The sequence below is a fragment of the Pollutimonas bauzanensis genome (assembly GCF_040393045.1).
Taxonomy (GTDB): Bacteria; Pseudomonadota; Gammaproteobacteria; order Burkholderiales; family Burkholderiaceae_B; genus Pollutimonas; species Pollutimonas bauzanensis_A.
This window is the reverse complement of record NZ_JBEBUX010000027.1, coordinates 1-17,607: the sequence shown is the minus strand read 5'-3', so window position 1 is coordinate 17,607 and position 17,607 is coordinate 1. Positions and strand designations below refer to the sequence as shown.

The following is a 17,607-nucleotide window of genomic DNA, read 5'->3' as shown; positions in this document are numbered from 1 at the left end:
TAGCTCCTGCTAAGTGCGAGGCAGGGTCACGCCAAGCTGGCCCTGATATTTACCACCGCGATCGCGATACGAGGTTTCGCAAACCTCGTCGCCTTCAAAAAACAACATTTGTGCGCAGCCTTCGCCAGCATAGATCTTTGCGGGCAGCGGCGTAGTGTTGGAAAATTCCAGGGTGACGTGGCCTTCCCACTCGGGTTCGAGGGGCGTGACGTTAACGATAATGCCGCAACGGGCATAGGTGCTTTTCCCCAGGCAAATGGTAAGAACGCTTCTGGGTATACGGAAGTATTCTACAGTGCGGGCCAGAGCAAACGAATTCGGCGGGATAATGCACACGTCGCCCTTGAAATCGACGAACGACTTTTCGTCGAACGCCTTGGGATCGACAATGGTCGAATTGATATTGGTAAAAATCTTGAACTCATCGGCACAGCGCACATCGTAGCCATAGCTGCTAGTGCCATAGCTCACGATACGCTTTCCGTCGACCTCGCGCACCTGGCCTGGTTCGAAAGGTTCTATCATGCCGTCGGCGGAAGCGCGCCGGATCCAGCCATCATGTTTTATGCTCATAGCCCTGACCTTATTAGATTGGCGCGTATTTTATCGCTCTTACGGATGGAAGGTTTGATCCGACCGACAAATAAGACAAATTCAGTCCATGGAAAACCATCGGTACACCAATGCAACCCCATTTATCGTCCCTGCAGTCAGTTCAGCCGTCAGGCCGCGCCTTAATTGATAACCCACCCGCCCTACCGACCCAGTGTCGGACAATGCCTGTTGAAAGCTAAGCTTTATGCCATTGGATAGGGTTTTGCCAACCGAAACGAATTTACGTTCGATATCGCTGGTACCGCTATCCAGGCCGCTGACCACGCTTTCAGCCGGCAAGATACTGCCGGCGCTGCCCAACTGACCCGACTTGATGCTGACCTCGTCAATGCCGAACTTGCGGTAAAACGGCTCACCGCTGCCCAGGAAGGACGTGCCCACGGAAAACAGCAAGGCCATATCCCCACCGGACTCGTCAGCGCCATGCCCCATCAACAACCACGACAGTTTTTCGATTTCGCTCACGGCCGGATACGATACCAAATCGATGCGCGGGCGCCTGGCTGTGCCCGCGACCCGCACCCCTGCCTCGACAGCCAGGCCCGTACGCAAGGCCTCGATATCCAGCACGGGGCTGGCAATGTCGCCCTGGAAGGTAAGCGTGCCGCGACGCAGCTGCAATCGTTGGCCATAGATTTCGATCGCGCCGCCGCGGGTTCTTAATGCCCCTATCCCCGTGAGCTTGCCGTTTCTCATTGCCACATGCAGCTTGCCGACCAGCCCCGAGTTGACACCATAACCGGTCAAGTAAAAGCGGCGTCCCAGATCGACGTCGAGATCCATCGAAATATCCGCGGGAGCACTGACCTCTTTCTTTTCATCGCCTGCACGCACGATGACAACGTCGCTGTCCACCGTGGGTATGCCACCCAGCATATCCAGATCAAACCAGCCGGCGTCCGCGGTAATGGCGCCGTTGATTGCAATCTTGGGTAATTCAGCTGTCAGCTGCAGCTTGCCGGTGATCATGGCGTAGCGATCCGAACGCTGCAAAATGGGATACCGATACAAATCGACGCCAATGACCCCGCGTGATTCGAACAAGTTCCAGTCCCCGGTAATCGTCAGTTTGCCGCCTTTGGCTTCCGGATTGGTCTTGAGCCATTCTGCCGTACGCCATTCTTTAGGCTCGACGCGCAAGCTCGCCGGAAAGCTCAAGCTGTCCAGGATCAAGCGATCATTCTGCAGACGAGCCGACAGCGTGCCACCCAGCAAACGTATGCCGTCGTCAATACGCACGAACCGAATTTTCTGACCATTGATGGTCCCGCTGCTATCCCACGTACCGTCAGGCCGGCTTTTCAACTGGACATTGGCCTTGACTGCGCCGCCCAGTTCCATGGCATCGCCCAGGAACAGGCTGGCCCAGCTCAGATCGTCGACATCCGCATCGACTTTGACAGTCTTGACGTCGGAATTCTTCAGGGCAAGGCCGCCGCCAGCCGTCGCGTGAATCAGCGTCGACGCCGTTGCCGCGATGCGACCCATCTTGGCGGTTTTCACATCCAGGTTGGCAGTAAGCAGGCTGCTTGAAGCATTGCGGCGCTTGGCATTCAAATCCAGCTTGAATGTTTGCAACTGCAAGGGAAACGCGGGCTCCGCCGGCACCATGACATCGCCCGACAGCCGTTCGATATGGGCCTGGCCCTCTAGCGCACCGGCAAACCTCAAATTCCAGTTCAGGCCGAACACCACCTCGGCAAGGTCATCGCCCTTATTGGCTTTAATCTTGACCCCGCCGCGATCCGCTTCTTCTTTCGCCTGCGGGTCGAATTTTTTACGCAACTCGGCTATCAGGCGTTCCGAAACCGCCAATTTGTTAATGGCGCCCTGGGTTTCCCAACGTTTGTCGCCCCCGCGGGAGCCCTTATGGCTAAGCGCAAATAGCTGCCGCGACGACAACAGGAATTCCAGTTCCGTACTGCCCACCTGCCATTGCCATGCAGGCGCCGTCGCACCTGGCAAGAAACTGATGCTGGTAGACGTACCCGAACGCAAACCCAATCCGGCGTGTTCGACATTCAAGGCCGTGACCCGCCCTCGCCATCCTTCAAGCGCGTCTTCCGCCTTTACCCCTTTGCCCCAGCTGCCGTCCAGCACCAGCTTCGCTTTGATCGGCGCGCTACCGACTTCTTGCGGCTTGCTGTGGGCCGGCGTGTATTGCGCCGTCAGGTCTGCCTTATGGCTGGCAAGCGATCCGCCTACATCGCCCTGCACGCTCGCACCGCCCGGCAGATCAGGCCAGAAGGCGGCCAAGTCGGGAGCCGTGATATTCAACTTCAATTGATCGGCAGTGTTCCCCAAAGCGCCCTTAGCCAGCAAATGGTTCTTGCCCAAACGCAAGTCCATATCCAGACCGGCCAGCTTCAGGCCCTGCCATAAAGGCGCAGATGGCACCAATGGTGCAGACCCATCATCAACGGCAGCCGAGGCGGCGGAATTGACCACCTTGCCTTTCAAGGCGCCGGACAATACCTGTTTATTCCAACGCGACCCTTCGCCGAAGCTAAGCGCCACATCGGCGGCCAGCACATCGGTATGGTTGCGCAGTTCTACATTGAAATCAGCGGCCGACGTAATAACGGCCGGCGGTATCGCAGAGCCGACGAGCTGACCGATATCGAGCTTTTCAGTTCGCAGCGAACCGACCAGTTGATCGAGCACTGCGTTGTCGACCTGACGGGAAGTCCAGTCCACGTTACCGTTCAATGAAGAGCCGTCGGCCAATTTCAGCGCCACTGTTGCGTCTTTCAGCGGGAAGGCAGCGCGGGGTGTCAGCGCTGCCTGCGCGTCCAGACTCATCCCCTGGCCAGTCCCCTTAACGACGATAGTGAGCGCATCAAGACTCCCGTCAATACGAGTCTCGATGTCCAGCGTGCAAGCAGAGCCCGCATCTTCTGGCGCGCCAGGCAACGACGGCAGGTAACGATGGGCGCACAGGGGCGAGTCAGCCGTGACGCCGCTGGCATTCGTTGTGAAATGCGCCTGTAGCGGCCAAGGATCCTGCAATCCCTGTACATCCACCTGCCCCTGGAAACCGGCAAGCACCTGCTCGTTTCCAAGATTCAGGCTTTGGATGACCAACTGGCCACCTTGCTCGCTTAACGCTAACGAAGTAGACAAGTCCTTGATACTGACGGGTAGGGCCTTGCCGTCCTGGCGCACAATCAGCTCGCCGACTGCAAGCCGATCTATGGCCACACGCACCGGTAAGACAGGCATTTTGAAGGGCTCGCCAGGCGGTTCGTCAGGCGTACTGGCAAGGTCGACTTCTATTACGTTCGCCGACAAATCCTTGACATGCACACGCCGCTCAAGCAGCTCGCGCCAATTGGCCTGCAAGTGAAAAGTGTCCAGTTTGACGGCGACGCCGGGCAAGGAAATGGCAAATTCGCCTACATCCAGGCCTTCCCAGATTGTTCCCGAAACCCCGCTGACCTGACCATCGAGTTGCTGGGCAGCAGTAACCATTGCCCAGCGGCTGCCCGACGGGGTGCCCAGCACCCAATACAGGAATCCGCAGCAGACCAGAACGAGCAAGACAACGATGGGACCAAGCCAGATGAAGGCCGTTCGCAGCCAGCGCAGTACCCTGCTCAAAACGCTATACCCAGGGAAAAGTGCAAACGCAGGCGGCGATCCCGCTGGCCATATGCAACGTCAACAAAGAACGGCCCCGCGGGCGTCCGGACGGCCAAACCCACGCCGTAGCCCACCGCCAGATCCATTTGTCCAAAAGACTCTGCGGCGTCGCCAACATCCACAAAATAATTCATGCCCAACTGCTCGGTAAAATAATGCGTGTATTCAATGCTGGCCACAGCCAGGGTTGGGGCGTCCACAATGGCGTCGCCACGCGCAATGCCTATGCTTTGATAGCGATAGCCGCGTATTGAACGGGCCCCGCCCGTGCGGTAGCCGAAGTCTTGCGGCAACCGGTCGGTTTGCGACCATACCTTGCCGACTTCGCCGCGCAGGGTCAAGACATCGCGCCGGCCTACCGGCCACCACTGCTGCATACGCAAGCTGGACCGATAAAAGGGCTCTCCCTTGTCCAGGGTAACCCCTGCGCCAAGACCAAAATCAATCAAATTTCCTTCTCGCGGATCATACTTTTTATCCACGTCGCGGCGCAGCCACTGCCACGTTGCCACCAACGTCGGTACCTCGAAGGTTTCAGCGCCGCTGATTTCGGTCTTGTCGTGAGCAGCGACCAGCCCCCACTGCGTTTCATATTCTACCCGGCTATCACCCGCCGCCTGCCGCTCTTGCTTGCGCTTCCAGCCCAGCCCCGCGCGCCTGTTGTCCACCCCTTCGATATCGGAATGGTTGTACAACACGCCCACGCTGTCTTTGTAGCCGCTAAGCGTTGGCGGCAAATTCACGTCGAAGAAAGCCCGCTGACGATTTTTGTCGATACCCACGCCGGTTTCTATCCACACTGGCTGCCCGAACACCACATTCTGCCGGTACAAACCCTCGACCCCAAGGCCGTTGTCGCTATCCACGCCCAACGACCCCGTGAAGCGCCGCGCGGGCGCCTCGGACACCTGCACCCGCACGGGTAATTCCATTTCGCCATTGGGCAATGTCTTTGCCGCGGCTTCATCTTGGTCCAGCGTCACAAAGGCGCCACGAAAGAAAGACGTGGACTGCAATGCCTGCTGCCAATCGTCCAGCTTATCCTGATCGTAGGAATCGCCAGGAGTGTATTGAATATAACGATCGATTAAAGAGGGGGGAACCCGCTTGAGCCCAACCATGGTCAGCTCGCCGAACCTGACACGCGGACCGCTTTCCACCTTGACGGACAAGTCCGCCTTGTCCTGATCTGCCTCAACCGTTGCCTGCGTGCCGGCCAGACGCGCAAAGAAAAAGTCTTTTCGACTGACGTCATCAAGCACAGCTGTTTTTGCCTTGCTCCAGGACTCATTGATGAACGGCATGCCTTTTTGGAGTGGCCACTGGCTTTTGATGGCCTGCACTCGCGAAGCAAACTCCGGCCGTTCTATTTGACCTTTGAATTCCAGGTCCACGTTGTCGACAAGGGTCACCGCGCCTGGCTCGATCGTGATTTCCCAGATTTCGCCAACGGCGTCCTCGCTTACCTCCAGCGTCACCTTCGAGGAGAAATATCCCTGGGTTTCCAGAGCCGACACGGTGGCGTCGTGCGCACGTCGGCGCAGGCGCGAGACTTCACCACCATCCTGGTCTTCAGCAAGGCGGGTAATCGCCTCGATTGCGCCATTGATGGACTGCAGCGCGGCCGGCGATACGCCGCCCGGGTCGACCACGACCTCGGGTTTGGCCGCAAATGCTTGCTGCACCAGGCTTACCGCCAGAAATAAACCTACGACGCCGACGCGCATCCAGTTATGTCTTCCGTACCACAACGCCAGGCATCTTGGCCGCCATATCGCGGGGTAGCGCCGCTACATTGGCAGCCAGCGCCGAGGCGATTGCATGATAAGCCTTGGCAGGCTCGCCCTGAGGTTCGGCGACCACAGTAGGCGTGCCTGAGTCCGTCTGGGTTCGTATGCTTAGCTGCAAAGGTAAAGCACCCAACCATGGCAAGTTAAATTCGGCAGCCATATCGCGCCCACCATGCTCGCCGAAGATAGGCTCAGCGTAACCGCACTGGGAACATATGTGCACCGACATGTTTTCGACCACGCCCAATACAGGTACGTTGACCTTTTGGAACATGCGCAGCCCCTTGCGCGCATCAGCCAGGGCCAGGTCTTGCGGCGTCGTGACGATGATCGCGCCCGTAAGCGGCACTTTCTGGGCCATGGTCAAGGCAATGTCGCCCGTTCCCGGGGGCATATCGACAATCAGGTAATCCAGATCGTTCCAGTTGGTTTGGGTCAGCAGTTGCGTCAAAGCTTGCGTAACCATAGGGCCGCGCCAAATGGCAGGGGAATCTTCTTCAATCAGAAAACCAATGGAATTGGCCTGCAAGCCATGGCCGACCAGGGGTTCCATGGTTTTGCCATCCAGGCTTTTAGGCTTGCCCGATAAGCCCAGCATGATAGGCACGCTGGGACCATAGATGTCGGCATCCAGCAGCCCCACGCGTGCGCCCTGGCTTGCCAGCGCCAAGGCAATATTGACGGCCGTTGTGCTTTTACCAACACCGCCTTTACCTGAGGCAACAGCCACGATATTGCGTATATTAGGCAATGGTTTTAACCCTGGCTGCACAGCATGGGCTGCGATTTGAACCTTGAATTGCAAGGCTTTTACCTTAAGGCCTTGCTCAGTCAAAATGGTTTCAATGCGTTTCCGCAATTCGGCTTGCCCATTGTGCGATGGATAACCGAGGGGTACAGTGATACTAACGTCAATACCCTCAAGCCTGATTTCGCAGTTTTTTGCCGTTACCGCTAGTTTTTTTTGTGTATTGGGGTCAATGACCTCGGCCAATACAGCGAGAATTTGATCAGGATTTAAGCTCATATCAATAGGCCTTACTTGGAAAATTGCACCGAAGCCTCAAGAATAGCGGATTGAGGGAATTATTTTTCCCACAGGGGGTCTACATAATCACGATGAATATATTTAACCAAATTATCCGCGGCGTCCTTTTCTTTATTCTTGCCATTTTCGGCATGGCGATGGCGTTTGTGTTCATGATTTCCACCGCCATCGCGGTCGGCATCCTGTACATAGTGGCCAGAATCAAGGGCCGTCCATTCGGCGTGAAAGCCTACTGGACCGAGCGCCGGCACGCCAGTTCCAATAAAAACGTCTTTAAAAACAAAGACGTAACCGACATCGAAATGCGGGAAATCCCCTAAGCGATCGGTTGCCCGGCTATACTACGGGTCGTAGCGGTTTGCAGCAACACTCCGCACACGAATCTTAACGATTGATCACAATTTAGCGGGTACTGCTCAGGCAGTTTAGCCGGCGCGCCCAACCGCAACGCTGCGGTCGGGCGCGCCGGGCCGTTTTGCTGCTCTGTTTCTTTTCCAAGCATCAACCCCGGGAAAGCCCTAAAATCCCCCTTTCTTTTCTTCTGATAACGCCTAGACATGTCGCGCACGCTATTTGTAACTACTGCACTGCCTTACGCCAATGGTTCATTCCACATCGGTCACATCATGGAATACATCCAGGCCGATATTTGGGTAAGGACTATGCGAATGTCGGGACACACGGTGCATTTTGTCGGTGCCGACGACGTACACGGGGCGCCTATCATGCTCAAGGCGGAAAGCGAAGGGATTACACCTCAGGCGCTGGTGGCCCGCTATGCGGCCGAACGTCCTGCCTACCTGAACGGCTTTCACATCAAGTTCGACCACTGGCATTCGACTGACTCGGACGAGAACGTCGCCCTGTCGCAAGATATTTACCGGAAGTTGAAAAGCGCCGGCTTTATCGATTCGCGCACCATCGAACAGTTCTACGATCCCGTCAAGGGCATGTTCCTGCCCGACCGCTACATCAAGGGCGAATGCCCACGCTGCCATGCGCAAAACCAATTCGGCGACTCATGCGAAGCGTGCGGCGCCGTATATACGCCCACCGACCTGATCAACCCATTTTCCACGCTGACCAATGCCACGCCGGTATTGAAGTCTTCGGAACATTTTTTCTTCCGGCTGTCCGACCCGCGCTGCGTCGAGTTCCTTCAAGCCTGGACGACAGGCAGCAATGCCAGCGGCAATAAACGCCTGCAGTCCGAAGTACTGGCCAAAACCCGCGAATGGCTGGGCACCGGCGACGCCGACAGCGAAGCCAACCTGGCCGACTGGGATATCTCGCGCGATGAGCCTTATTTTGGTATCCCCATCCCGGATGCACCCGGCAAGTTCTTCTACGTCTGGCTGGATGCGCCGGTTGGCTACCTGGCCTCGCTCAAGGCGTATTGCAACAAGCAGAATATTGATTTCGACGCCCTGCTGGATCCGGACAGCGATACCGAGCAGGTGCACTTCATCGGCAAAGACATCGTGTACTTCCACGCCTTGTTCTGGCCGGCGATGCTGAAGTTTTCAGGGCGCAAAACACCGGACGGCCTGCACGTACACGGCTTCATCACCGTCAGCGGCGAGAAAATGTCGAAAAGCCGCGGCACCGGCATTTCGCCTTTGCGCTACCTGGAACTGGGCATGAATGCCGAGTGGATGCGCTACTACATTGCCGCCAAGCTCAATTCGCATGTCGAAGACGTAGACTTCAACCCCGATGACTTCATTGCACGGGTCAATAGCGACCTGATCGGCAAGTACGTCAATATCGCCAGCCGGGCAGCCAACTTCATCAGCAAGCACTTTGATGGCCAACTGGCCTACCAGGGCGACGTCCAGGCATTGCAAACCGAACTGGCGCAGGTTACCGAAGCGGTGCGGGCCGACTTCGAACTGCGCGAATATGGCCGCGCGATTCGTCAGATCATGGCTTATGCCGACCAGATCAACCAGGCTTTCGATACCGCGCAGCCATGGGTTATGGCCAAGGGCATCAGCAGCGCCGACGCCGCACAAAAAGCCGCGCTTCAAAACGTCTGCTCGCGGGCATTGGCCGGGTTCAAAGCGCTTTCCGTCATGCTGGCTCCAGTGCTTCCTGTACTGACCGACAGAGTCGCCCAGGAATTATTCGGCGCGGACCGCAGCTACGCATGGGCCGACGCCGCCACATTGCCAACGCAAATCACCCCATTCAAACACCTGATGCAACGGGTTGAACCGAAAATGCTCGACGACCTGCTCGAACCGCCAGCGGCGCCCGTGGTCGTTCCAGGCGGGGAAGCCATTGCCGACACCATCGACATCAAGGACTTTGCCAAGGTCGACCTGCGCATAGCGCACATCGTCAACTGCACCGCCGTCGAAGGTTCCGACAAACTGCTATGCCTGACCCTGGACGCTGGCGAAGGCCGGCATCGCCAGGTATTTTCGGGCATCAAGTCGTCTTACGCCCCCGGCGACCTGATCGGCAAACTGACTGTTCTTGTTGCCAACCTGGCTCCTCGCAAAATGCGTTTCGGCGTGTCTGAAGGCATGGTTTTGGCCGCGAGCCACAACGATGACAAAGTCGACGCCGGCATCTACATACTCGAACCTTGGCCCGGCGCACAACCCGGCATGCGCATCAACTAAAGCATGAGCATCCATTTCGACCCCAACCGTCAGGCTGCTGGGCACCGCAGCACTATGGTCAGCGTCGGGGTCAATATTGTGCTGACCGTAGCTCAAATGTTGATCGGGGTGTTCGCCCATTCGACGGCCCTCGTGGCAGACGCAATCCATTCGCTGTCCGACCTGGTGTCGGACGGCGTTGTATTGGTGGCCAATAAACATAGCCAGAAAGCGCCCGACGCCGATCACCCCTACGGCCACCGTCGCTTCGAAACGGCGGCGTCGATGATTATTGGCGCGCTATTGCTATCGGTTGGCATAGGCATGCTATGGAACAGTTATACCAAGCTGCAAAGCCCGAGCGCCATCCCTACAGTCCATAGCGCAGCGTTATTTGTCGCCTTGCTTGCGCTGGTCGCCAAAGAACTCCTGTTCCGCTATTTGCTGGGCGTAGCCAAAAAAGTACGCTCTTCCATGCTGGCCGCCAATGCCTGGCACGCCCGATCCGATGCCGCCTCATCCCTGGTTGTGGCATTTGGCATTCTGGCCAATATTCTTGGCTTTCCATTGGCCGACCCGCTGGCCGCACTGATTGTCGGCCTGATGATCATACGCATGGGTTGGAAGTTCTTCTTCGTGTCGTTCAACGACTTGATGGACCGGGCCGTTGACGAGGACACCGAGGAACGTATTCGCGGCTATCTGCTTTCCACTCCAGGCGTCCATGGCATACACGGCCTGAAAACGCGCAAGCTGGGGGACATGATCTGGGTAGAAGTCGACCTGGAAATGGACGGCGCCCTGACAATCGCCCAAGGCCACATTATTGCCACCGAAGCCCGCAAACGCGTGATGCAATACGAACCCGTACTAGACGTGATGACACATTTCGATCCGGTAACGGTCCAGGCCACCGAAAAACAAACCTCAAACAACCCCCACAATTGACGCTAGTTATGACGTTTAAATGACGAAATTTTCGGTGCATTTGTGAAAATTTGCGTCTATATCAGTTAGATATGAAACATTTCTTTGCTGAGCTGTATTAGGCTGAAGGTGCAGTACACCCTCAATTAATACGATTCTCACTGGAGGAATCCATGCATCTAACTAACCATCCAAACTGCCGCCCTTTCAACGAGGCTGGCGAACTTACACAAATCTCGGCCTTCTATGAGGAAGACCGCCGTGTAATGTGGATGATGCTTCGCGCCACACCACGTCCTTGCTTCAACAGCGTCTTGGTAGACGAAATCATGTCGCTGGCGCAGGCAGCCCGCGAATCAGGCCTGCCCTTCGATTTCTGGGTAACAGGCTCTCTTGTGCCACAGATCTATAACGTCGGCGGCGATTTGAATTTCTTTGCCGAATCGATCCGCAGCCGTAAGCGTGAGGCGCTACGCGCCTATGCGCGAGCATGCATCGACTGCGTCCATGCCGCCACCCGGGGGTTCGACACCGGCGCGATCACGCTGGCGATGATAGAAGGCACCGCGCTTGGCGGTGGTTTCGAGGCTGCGCTTGCCCACCATTTCGTATTGGCTCAAACCAACGCCCGAATGGGATTCCCGGAAATGGCGTTCAATCTCTTTCCCGGCATGGGCGGCTACTCGCTGGTCGCTCGCAAAGCCGGGATGAGATTAGCCGAGCAGTTGATCAGTTCCGGTGAATCGCACACAGCTGAATGGTACGAGAACAAAGGCCTGGTGGACGTACTTTTTCAGCCTGGCGACGCCTACAAAGCCACCCGCACATTCATAGACATGATGCGGCCAAAGCTGAACGGGATGCGTGCCATGATCCGGGCGCGCCAGCGCGTTCTGCAATTGTCTCGCTCGGAATTGATGGACATCACCGAAGACTGGGTGGATTCAGCCTTCGCCATTGACATCAAAGACCGGCAATATATGGAGCGCCTTGTGATGATGCAAAATCGTCGCGCCGTTGCAGTGCAATCGACGAGCATGCAGAACGACGCATTAGAGGCTCTGATGAGTTGACGCCGAACTGCAGCACGTTCAGGCTGTTAGCTGGGCGCGCTGCCGTTGCTGGAGCCATAACTCCAGCTCGGCAGCGGGCATCGGGCGCGCGTAGTAAAAGCCCTGCATTTGGTCTACGCCCAGCGTTTCCAGAAACTGCTCTTCGCTCTGGTTTTCTATACCTTCCGCAATCACCTTCAACTGCAGAGCCTGCGCCACCGCCACAATCGCCTTTGCAATCGCCTGAGAGACCGGGTTCTTGTTGATATCGCGCACAAAATGCGCATCCAGCTTGATGGCATCCAAAGGTATGCGGGCCAACTGGGACAGCGACGAATAGCCTGTACCGAAATCGTCCATATGCACTTGCGCACCCAGTTGCCGGAATTGACGGATGGCCTTGATGGCGGCTACCTCGTCTTCGATAAGACAGCTTTCCGTGAGTTCGATATCCAGCGGGCATGGGCTTAGATTTGCCGCACTGAGCGCATCCATGAACTGGCCAATAGAGGAATTGTCGGCCAATTGGCGCGCCGACACATTAATTGCCACGCGCAGATTCAGCCCCTTGCTTATCCAGACCGCTGCCTGTCGCGCCGCCTCTTGCATGACCCACGCACCCAGGGGGCCGATCAGGCCGGATTCTTCGGCATAGGGAATAAACACCCCGGGCGAAATAATGCCGTCCTTCGGGGAAATCCAGCGCACTAGCGCCTCTACCCCGCAAATGGCGCCAGTCCGGGCGATAAGCTTGGGCTGGTAATACAGTTGCAAATGCCCGTCCGACAGCGCCTTGCGCAAGTTGGTATCAAGCCACACGGAGTCCGCAACACGCTTGTCCATATCGGTGGCAAACACTTTGTAGGTGCGCCGCCCCATCTCTTTTGCCGCATACATGGCAATGTCGGCGCTGCGGATAAGGCTCTCGGCGTCTGCACCATGATCCGGATACATCGCGATGCCTATCGAACAGCTGGTATAGACCTCGATCAGGCCTTGGCGAAACGGCGACCGCATGGCCGCCAGAATACGCTGGGCCGTAGCTTCAAGCGACTCGATGGTGGCGTTCTCTTGAAGCACGATGAGCTCATCCCCGCCAAAACGCCCCAGTATCTGATCATCGGACAAGCAGCCGGCAACAGTAGTCGACACCAGACGCAACAACTTATCCCCGAAAGGGTGGCCGTAATGGTCATTGACGCGCTTGAAGTTGTCCAAGTCCATGAACAGCACGCCCAACGTCGTTTTTTTATCGTGCCCGGTTTTAATCGCCGTGCCCAGCAGCTCATTAATCGCATAGCGATTGGGCAGCCCCGTCAGCACGTCGGTATTGGCCAGAATGCGCAAACGCTCGCGCGCCTGACGCTCCTCGGTAATATCCGTTCCCGAACAAATCAGGTAATTCTGCTTTTTACCGCTGCCGCTACTGACAAACTTGTTGCGAAAAAGAAACAATCGCTTACCTTTGACGGTATTAACTAAACGCTCGACTTCGTATGACTGACCATTGCGATAAAAACCGGAAATATTGCGCTGCGATGCAGCGGCTTCTTCGCGGCTCATGAAGAGCTCGAATACGCTCTTGCCGATAATGTCTTGCTCGCGCTTGTTGGTGTATTCCTCGGCCAGCCGGTTAAAGCGCTGGATTCGTCCATCGTGGTCGACGATAACGATCACGGAATTGGCTTCAGACACCACGCGTTCCGCAAACGAAAGCCCTTCCACCAGATCCCGGGCAACGGAATCGGTGTCGCCATATGCAGACGCAGTACCCGCCCATTCGTTGGCGTTGATCTTGCGGCCCACCAAATGCAAGCGAAGATCGTCGTCAAAAATGCGCACGTCAATGGACAAGCTGGCGGTGATGCCGGTCAGGCCGCGCACACGCTGCGCCTGCTCTGCCGTTAGCCCAACCGAGACCTGGACTTCATCGCGTATTGCGGACAACGAAATAGCATCGCTGTCCGTCCCCAGGCGCCAGTATGGGCTATTGGTGCCGAAACGTAGGTAAAGCGCTGAATAATCTTGGTCTTCGGACATGGTCAACCCTTCTGGCGAACGCGACAGGAAGATCACCTTACGGGTTTCGAGAAAGACGGTCAAGTCATCCGTGCATCCTCACTGCCCGTGACACGCCGGCAAACCGCTTTCATATGCGACCGGCTTGAGCAACGCAACCAGTCCGCAGCCCAAAGAGCCTTGCCAATGCAGGTAGTCGTGCCCTGTGTCGTGCTCGACCTGCGTAACCGCATAGCCTTTTGCCCTGAGCACATCACCCAGGTGGCGACTGGTTTCAAGTATGCCGTCCCGGCCGCCATGGCTCGCCTCGTAACGGCCGGCATCCAGATAGAAACGCACATCGGCCTTTGACGCTTTCACGTATTCGCGCATCATCCAACCCGGAATTTCACCTTTGGGCGCCCACCAATACGAGCCTGAAAGGCTAAGCACGTTGCCGAAATGATGTGGGTTCACCAACCCGGCGTAAGCGGAAGCCAGGCCGCCATAGCTCGAGCCCGCGATAACAGTGCGTTCCGCCGGCTGGCTAACGCCACGGTCTTTCACCCAAGGCATCAGTTCCTCATCCAGGAAGCGGGCAAAAAGCTTGTTGGGCGGAAGCTCCACACCCCTGGCGGTCGGGCTAGGGTTGCCGATCAACACCACGGCGGTAGGCGGGATCAAACCTTCGGCCATTAAGTTGTCGATAATGGCAGGCGTCGGGACTCGTTCTAGATAGGCATGGGCGTCAAACAAGACGAGCAGCGCTTCGGGTGCGGCGCCCGCAGGCTGATAAATCCACACGTCCCGCCGATTCCCCAGTATGGCACTGTCCAACTCATGATGGACTAGCGTTCCCGCCGCAGTCCCGGCATTGCGTTCAATCCAGGGCTGCGGCGGCGCCTTGGGCAATGCCACTGCCGAAGCTCCTTGATAGATGTCGATTAGAGTGTCCGCCGTATCGGGAAAGACCCGCGGGTTCAAGTGGTCGCGTTGCGCGGTTGCCAGGATGATGCGCCGCTGCGCCCTGGGATCATCTTGGACCACGGGTATATCCGGCGCCAGCCGATAACTCAGTCGCGCCGTATTAGGCATGCGAAACGTCGCCCACCACACGTCGCTGCCGGGCAGCCTTGCCAAAGGATCGTGGTCGCCCGATGGGCTGCCGAACAGGCGTACGTTCTTCGCCTCTCCTTTCCACAGGAAGGTCACAAGGGACTCCTTGTCCGACAAGGACTCGATAAGCGGCGATCCTTCACGCGCTATCTCTTTCCAGAAAGCCTCAGAGCTACCACCCGACGCAATCGTTTTCTGCAACGCGCGCAATCGGGGGCTGGCAAGCTTCCGGCCATCGTCGCTGGTGCGTTGTATTTGGGGAGCAAGCACCTTGGCAAGCTGCAGTTCGAACGTACCCGCCATGTCGCCCGTATGGTGCACCGCCAGCCGCTGCGGGCTATCGGCCGCCACCCACATCATGCCTTGCTGTGTGCCGTCGGCAACACCCAGGCGGCGCACATGCCTGCCCTGCTCATCCTGCAAATCGAGCACGGTATTTCGGCCTTTAAATTCCCCCTGAACAACATGCCCGGCAGGCACGTTCAGACGAAAAATATAGCTGCCACCCACCGGCACGTCACCGCGTGCACTATGCCCCGCAGCCAGCACCGTGGGCACGGCAGCCTGAGCCCCCGCGCCCGTGGCCCAAGCAGCCATGCCAAACACCATGCACCCGGTCAATACCAAGGCGCGTTGCCACCCTGCCGTGCTCATCAGAACTGGAACGTTGCCGCGAGGCGAACTGCACGTGGCGAGGCGGGCATGAGATAGCCGCTGGTGAACAAGCCGGACCAGTATTCACGACCGGTCAGATTCTCGACATATAGGTTAAACGTGACCGGCGTGCTGGCGATCTTGGTCGCATAGCGTGCATTCAAGTCAAACCGGTGCCACGAAGGCATTTCCAGTGTGTTGCCCGTATCGGCCCATTGCTTGCCGGTGTACACCACCCGGCCGCCCACGCTCAAGCCTGTGACCGGAGTTTCCCAATCCAGCCCCAGGTTGGCTGTCCACTTCGGCGCACCGAAAGTTCGCAAGCCGGTGTCGCGCTGCTTGGCGTCCAGAAAGGAAAGACCACCCAGCACACTGAGCGATGGCGCGATCTTGCCAAACATCGACCATTCGATACCGCGCAGCCGCTGCTTGCCGCCTTCGGCCATCACGTAGCCGGCATCGACCTCTTCTTCCACCAAGGTCGGCCGATCGATCTGAAATGCGCTGACAGTGTGCGTAAACGAACCAAGGCGCTGCTTGACGCCGACTTCCGTCTGCTTAGTCTGCAGGGGCTTGAACGACTGGCCTTCATTCACATAACCCTGATTAAAAGCTACGGTTTCACCTGGCGACAAACCTTCCATGTAGTTGGCATACAGCGAGGTATTCTCGCCCCACGGCTTGACCACGATGCCGACCGACGGCGACAGGCGGGACTCATCATAGTCCGACAGTTTCTGCTTGACGCGTTGGAAACGCGCACCCAACGTCAGCAGTACCTTGCCTTCCGCAAAATCCAGCGTGTCGGCCAATGCAAACGAGCTCATCACGTTATCGACCGAATAATCAGGCGCATTGGGCGCGCTTGGGAACACGGGCGCAACCGGGTTGTATATGTTCTGCGGCCATCCTTCGTTCGCCTTGCTGGCAGTGCCCTCTTTATAGTTCAGCCAAGACGCGGAAGCCGTTATGTTGTGGGCGATAGAACCCGTAGTGAAACGTCCATTCAGCCCGGTCTCGGCTACGCGGCCGCGCGTCACTGTATGCACGTTGTAAACATAACCGGCTGCCGTCCCATCCGGATCGGTCACGATCACGCGGGTGCCGAACATCAACCCCTTGCCGACACTATTGGCCGCGCCGACCGACGCATAGGCGCTTAGGTTGTCGTTCAATTTAAAATCGCCCCGCAACGAGAACCCATCATCCTCGTACACGCCGTGCGTACCTTCGAACATATTGCTGTCCGCATCGGGCACCGAAACGAGCTCCCCAAGACCCACGACGTTTCTGCGCGTGGCCACCAGGCCATACATCCCCTGGCTGCCGTTGTCGATTTTCTCGCGGCTGGAGTAAGCATCGAGCTTCAGGCCCCAGTTATCATCCTGATAGTCCAGCGCCAGCGCGCCCAGACGCCGCCCCTTCTTCTGGTCGGAAACCCCAGTGTCCCCCGTACCGTAGACACCGTTGAAACGCACGCCCAGCTTTTTATCTTCGCCAAAACGGCGGCCCACGTCGACATGACCCTGCACATAGCTGTCAGACGAATAAGACGTCGTGAGATTCGTAATAGGCTCGTCCGTGGCGCGTTTGGTGACCAGGTTGACCGTACCGCCCAGGTTATCGGCAGGCGCCATGCCGCTTAGCAAGCCGCTGGGGCCGCGCAGCACTTCGACGCGCTCAAGGAACTCCGTCGGAATATGCCCTTTCGGCGCAATGCCATACAAACCATTGAATGCCACCGTCGGGCCGCTTACATCCAGGCCGCGTATGGTGAAGTGCTCAAGCATATGACCGCTGTTGGTCGTGAAGCGAACCGAAGGATCGTTCTGCAGCACATCTGCCAGGGTGCGGGCCTGCATATCCTGGATGATCTGCGCGGTATAGGAATTGATGCTGACAGGCGCATCCAATATGTCCGTATTTCCCAACATGCCAAGACGCGCCCCAGTCGCGGCCTTCCCTCCTGGAGCAACCGGAGGCAAGGATTCCCCGTCAGAACCCTGAACGGTAATAGGGGCAAGCGTCTGGGTCGACTGCGCATGAGCGCCGCCAAAGGCACCCAGCACAGCAAGCACGATAGAGTAGCCAACCGTTGCTTTGCAGGCGCGCGGTGAATGTTTGGGCATGATTTTGTCCGAGTACGGGTTGAGTGA

11 protein-coding genes are annotated in these 17,607 nt (G+C 57.3%); 4 read left to right on the top strand and 7 right to left on the bottom strand.

Annotated elements, in window-relative coordinates:
• Window positions 1–9: 9 nt before the first annotated feature.
• The 4 genes from dcd to apbC all read right to left on the bottom strand — a co-directional run bounded on the left by dcd (window position 10) and on the right by apbC (window position 7,074).
• Window positions 10–573 carry a dCTP deaminase gene (gene dcd, locus ABWO67_RS06325; protein ID WP_353149124.1) on the bottom strand — a complete coding sequence of 188 codons (564 nt, stop codon included), beginning with the start codon at window positions 571–573 and terminating at the stop codon, window positions 10–12.
• Between the two features lie 81 nt (window positions 574–654).
• On the bottom strand, window positions 655–4,215 hold the full coding sequence (locus ABWO67_RS06320; RefSeq protein ID WP_353149121.1) for a translocation/assembly module TamB domain-containing protein: 3,561 nt from the start codon (window positions 4,213–4,215) through the stop codon (window positions 655–657).
• On the bottom strand, window positions 4,212–5,984 hold the full coding sequence (locus ABWO67_RS06315) for an autotransporter assembly complex protein TamA (protein ID WP_353149118.1): 1,773 nt from the start codon (window positions 5,982–5,984) through the stop codon (window positions 4,212–4,214). Before ABWO67_RS06315 ends, ABWO67_RS06320 begins: the two co-directional genes overlap by 4 nt.
• A gap of 4 nt (window positions 5,985–5,988) precedes the next feature.
• Window positions 5,989–7,074, bottom strand: coding sequence for an iron-sulfur cluster carrier protein ApbC (gene apbC / locus ABWO67_RS06310; protein ID WP_353149115.1), 1,086 nt, complete (start codon window positions 7,072–7,074; stop codon window positions 5,989–5,991).
• Between the two features lie 92 nt (window positions 7,075–7,166).
• Between apbC and ABWO67_RS06305 the strand changes: the two genes are divergently transcribed.
• The 4 genes from ABWO67_RS06305 (at window position 7,167) to ABWO67_RS06290 (ending at window position 11,704) form a co-directional block, all read left to right on the top strand.
• The gene (locus ABWO67_RS06305) at window positions 7,167–7,415 is read left to right on the top strand and encodes a hypothetical protein (RefSeq protein ID WP_353149112.1); all 249 of its coding nucleotides are present in this window, start codon (window positions 7,167–7,169) and stop codon (window positions 7,413–7,415) included.
• Between the two features lie 237 nt (window positions 7,416–7,652).
• Complete coding sequence (metG, locus tag ABWO67_RS06300; protein ID WP_353149109.1) at window positions 7,653–9,725, top strand: methionine--tRNA ligase; 2,073 nt, start codon at window positions 7,653–7,655, stop codon at window positions 9,723–9,725.
• Between the two features lie 3 nt (window positions 9,726–9,728).
• Window positions 9,729–10,652 carry a cation diffusion facilitator family transporter gene (locus ABWO67_RS06295; RefSeq protein WP_353149106.1) on the top strand — a complete coding sequence of 308 codons (924 nt, stop codon included), beginning with the start codon at window positions 9,729–9,731 and terminating at the stop codon, window positions 10,650–10,652.
• A 152-nt stretch (window positions 10,653–10,804) separates the two neighbouring features.
• Complete coding sequence (locus ABWO67_RS06290; RefSeq protein ID WP_353149104.1) at window positions 10,805–11,704, top strand: crotonase/enoyl-CoA hydratase family protein; 900 nt, start codon at window positions 10,805–10,807, stop codon at window positions 11,702–11,704.
• Between the two features lie 18 nt (window positions 11,705–11,722).
• Here ABWO67_RS06290 and pdeR read toward each other — a convergent pair whose 3' ends face one another.
• The 3 genes from pdeR to ABWO67_RS06275 all read right to left on the bottom strand — a co-directional run bounded on the left by pdeR (window position 11,723) and on the right by ABWO67_RS06275 (window position 17,580).
• Entirely contained in the window at window positions 11,723–13,723 is a 2,001-nt protein-coding gene (gene pdeR / locus ABWO67_RS06285; protein WP_353149166.1) for a cyclic di-GMP phosphodiesterase, read from the bottom strand.
• Between the two features lie 78 nt (window positions 13,724–13,801).
• Window positions 13,802–15,451 (bottom strand): enterochelin esterase domain-containing protein, encoded by a 1,650-nt coding sequence (locus ABWO67_RS06280; protein WP_353149101.1) that lies wholly within the window; start codon window positions 15,449–15,451, stop codon window positions 13,802–13,804.
• A complete protein-coding gene (locus ABWO67_RS06275; RefSeq protein WP_353149098.1) occupies window positions 15,451–17,580 on the bottom strand; it encodes a TonB-dependent receptor in 2,130 nt (709 codons plus the stop codon). Before ABWO67_RS06275 ends, ABWO67_RS06280 begins: the two co-directional genes overlap by 1 nt.
• Window positions 17,581–17,607: the final 27 nt, after the last annotated feature.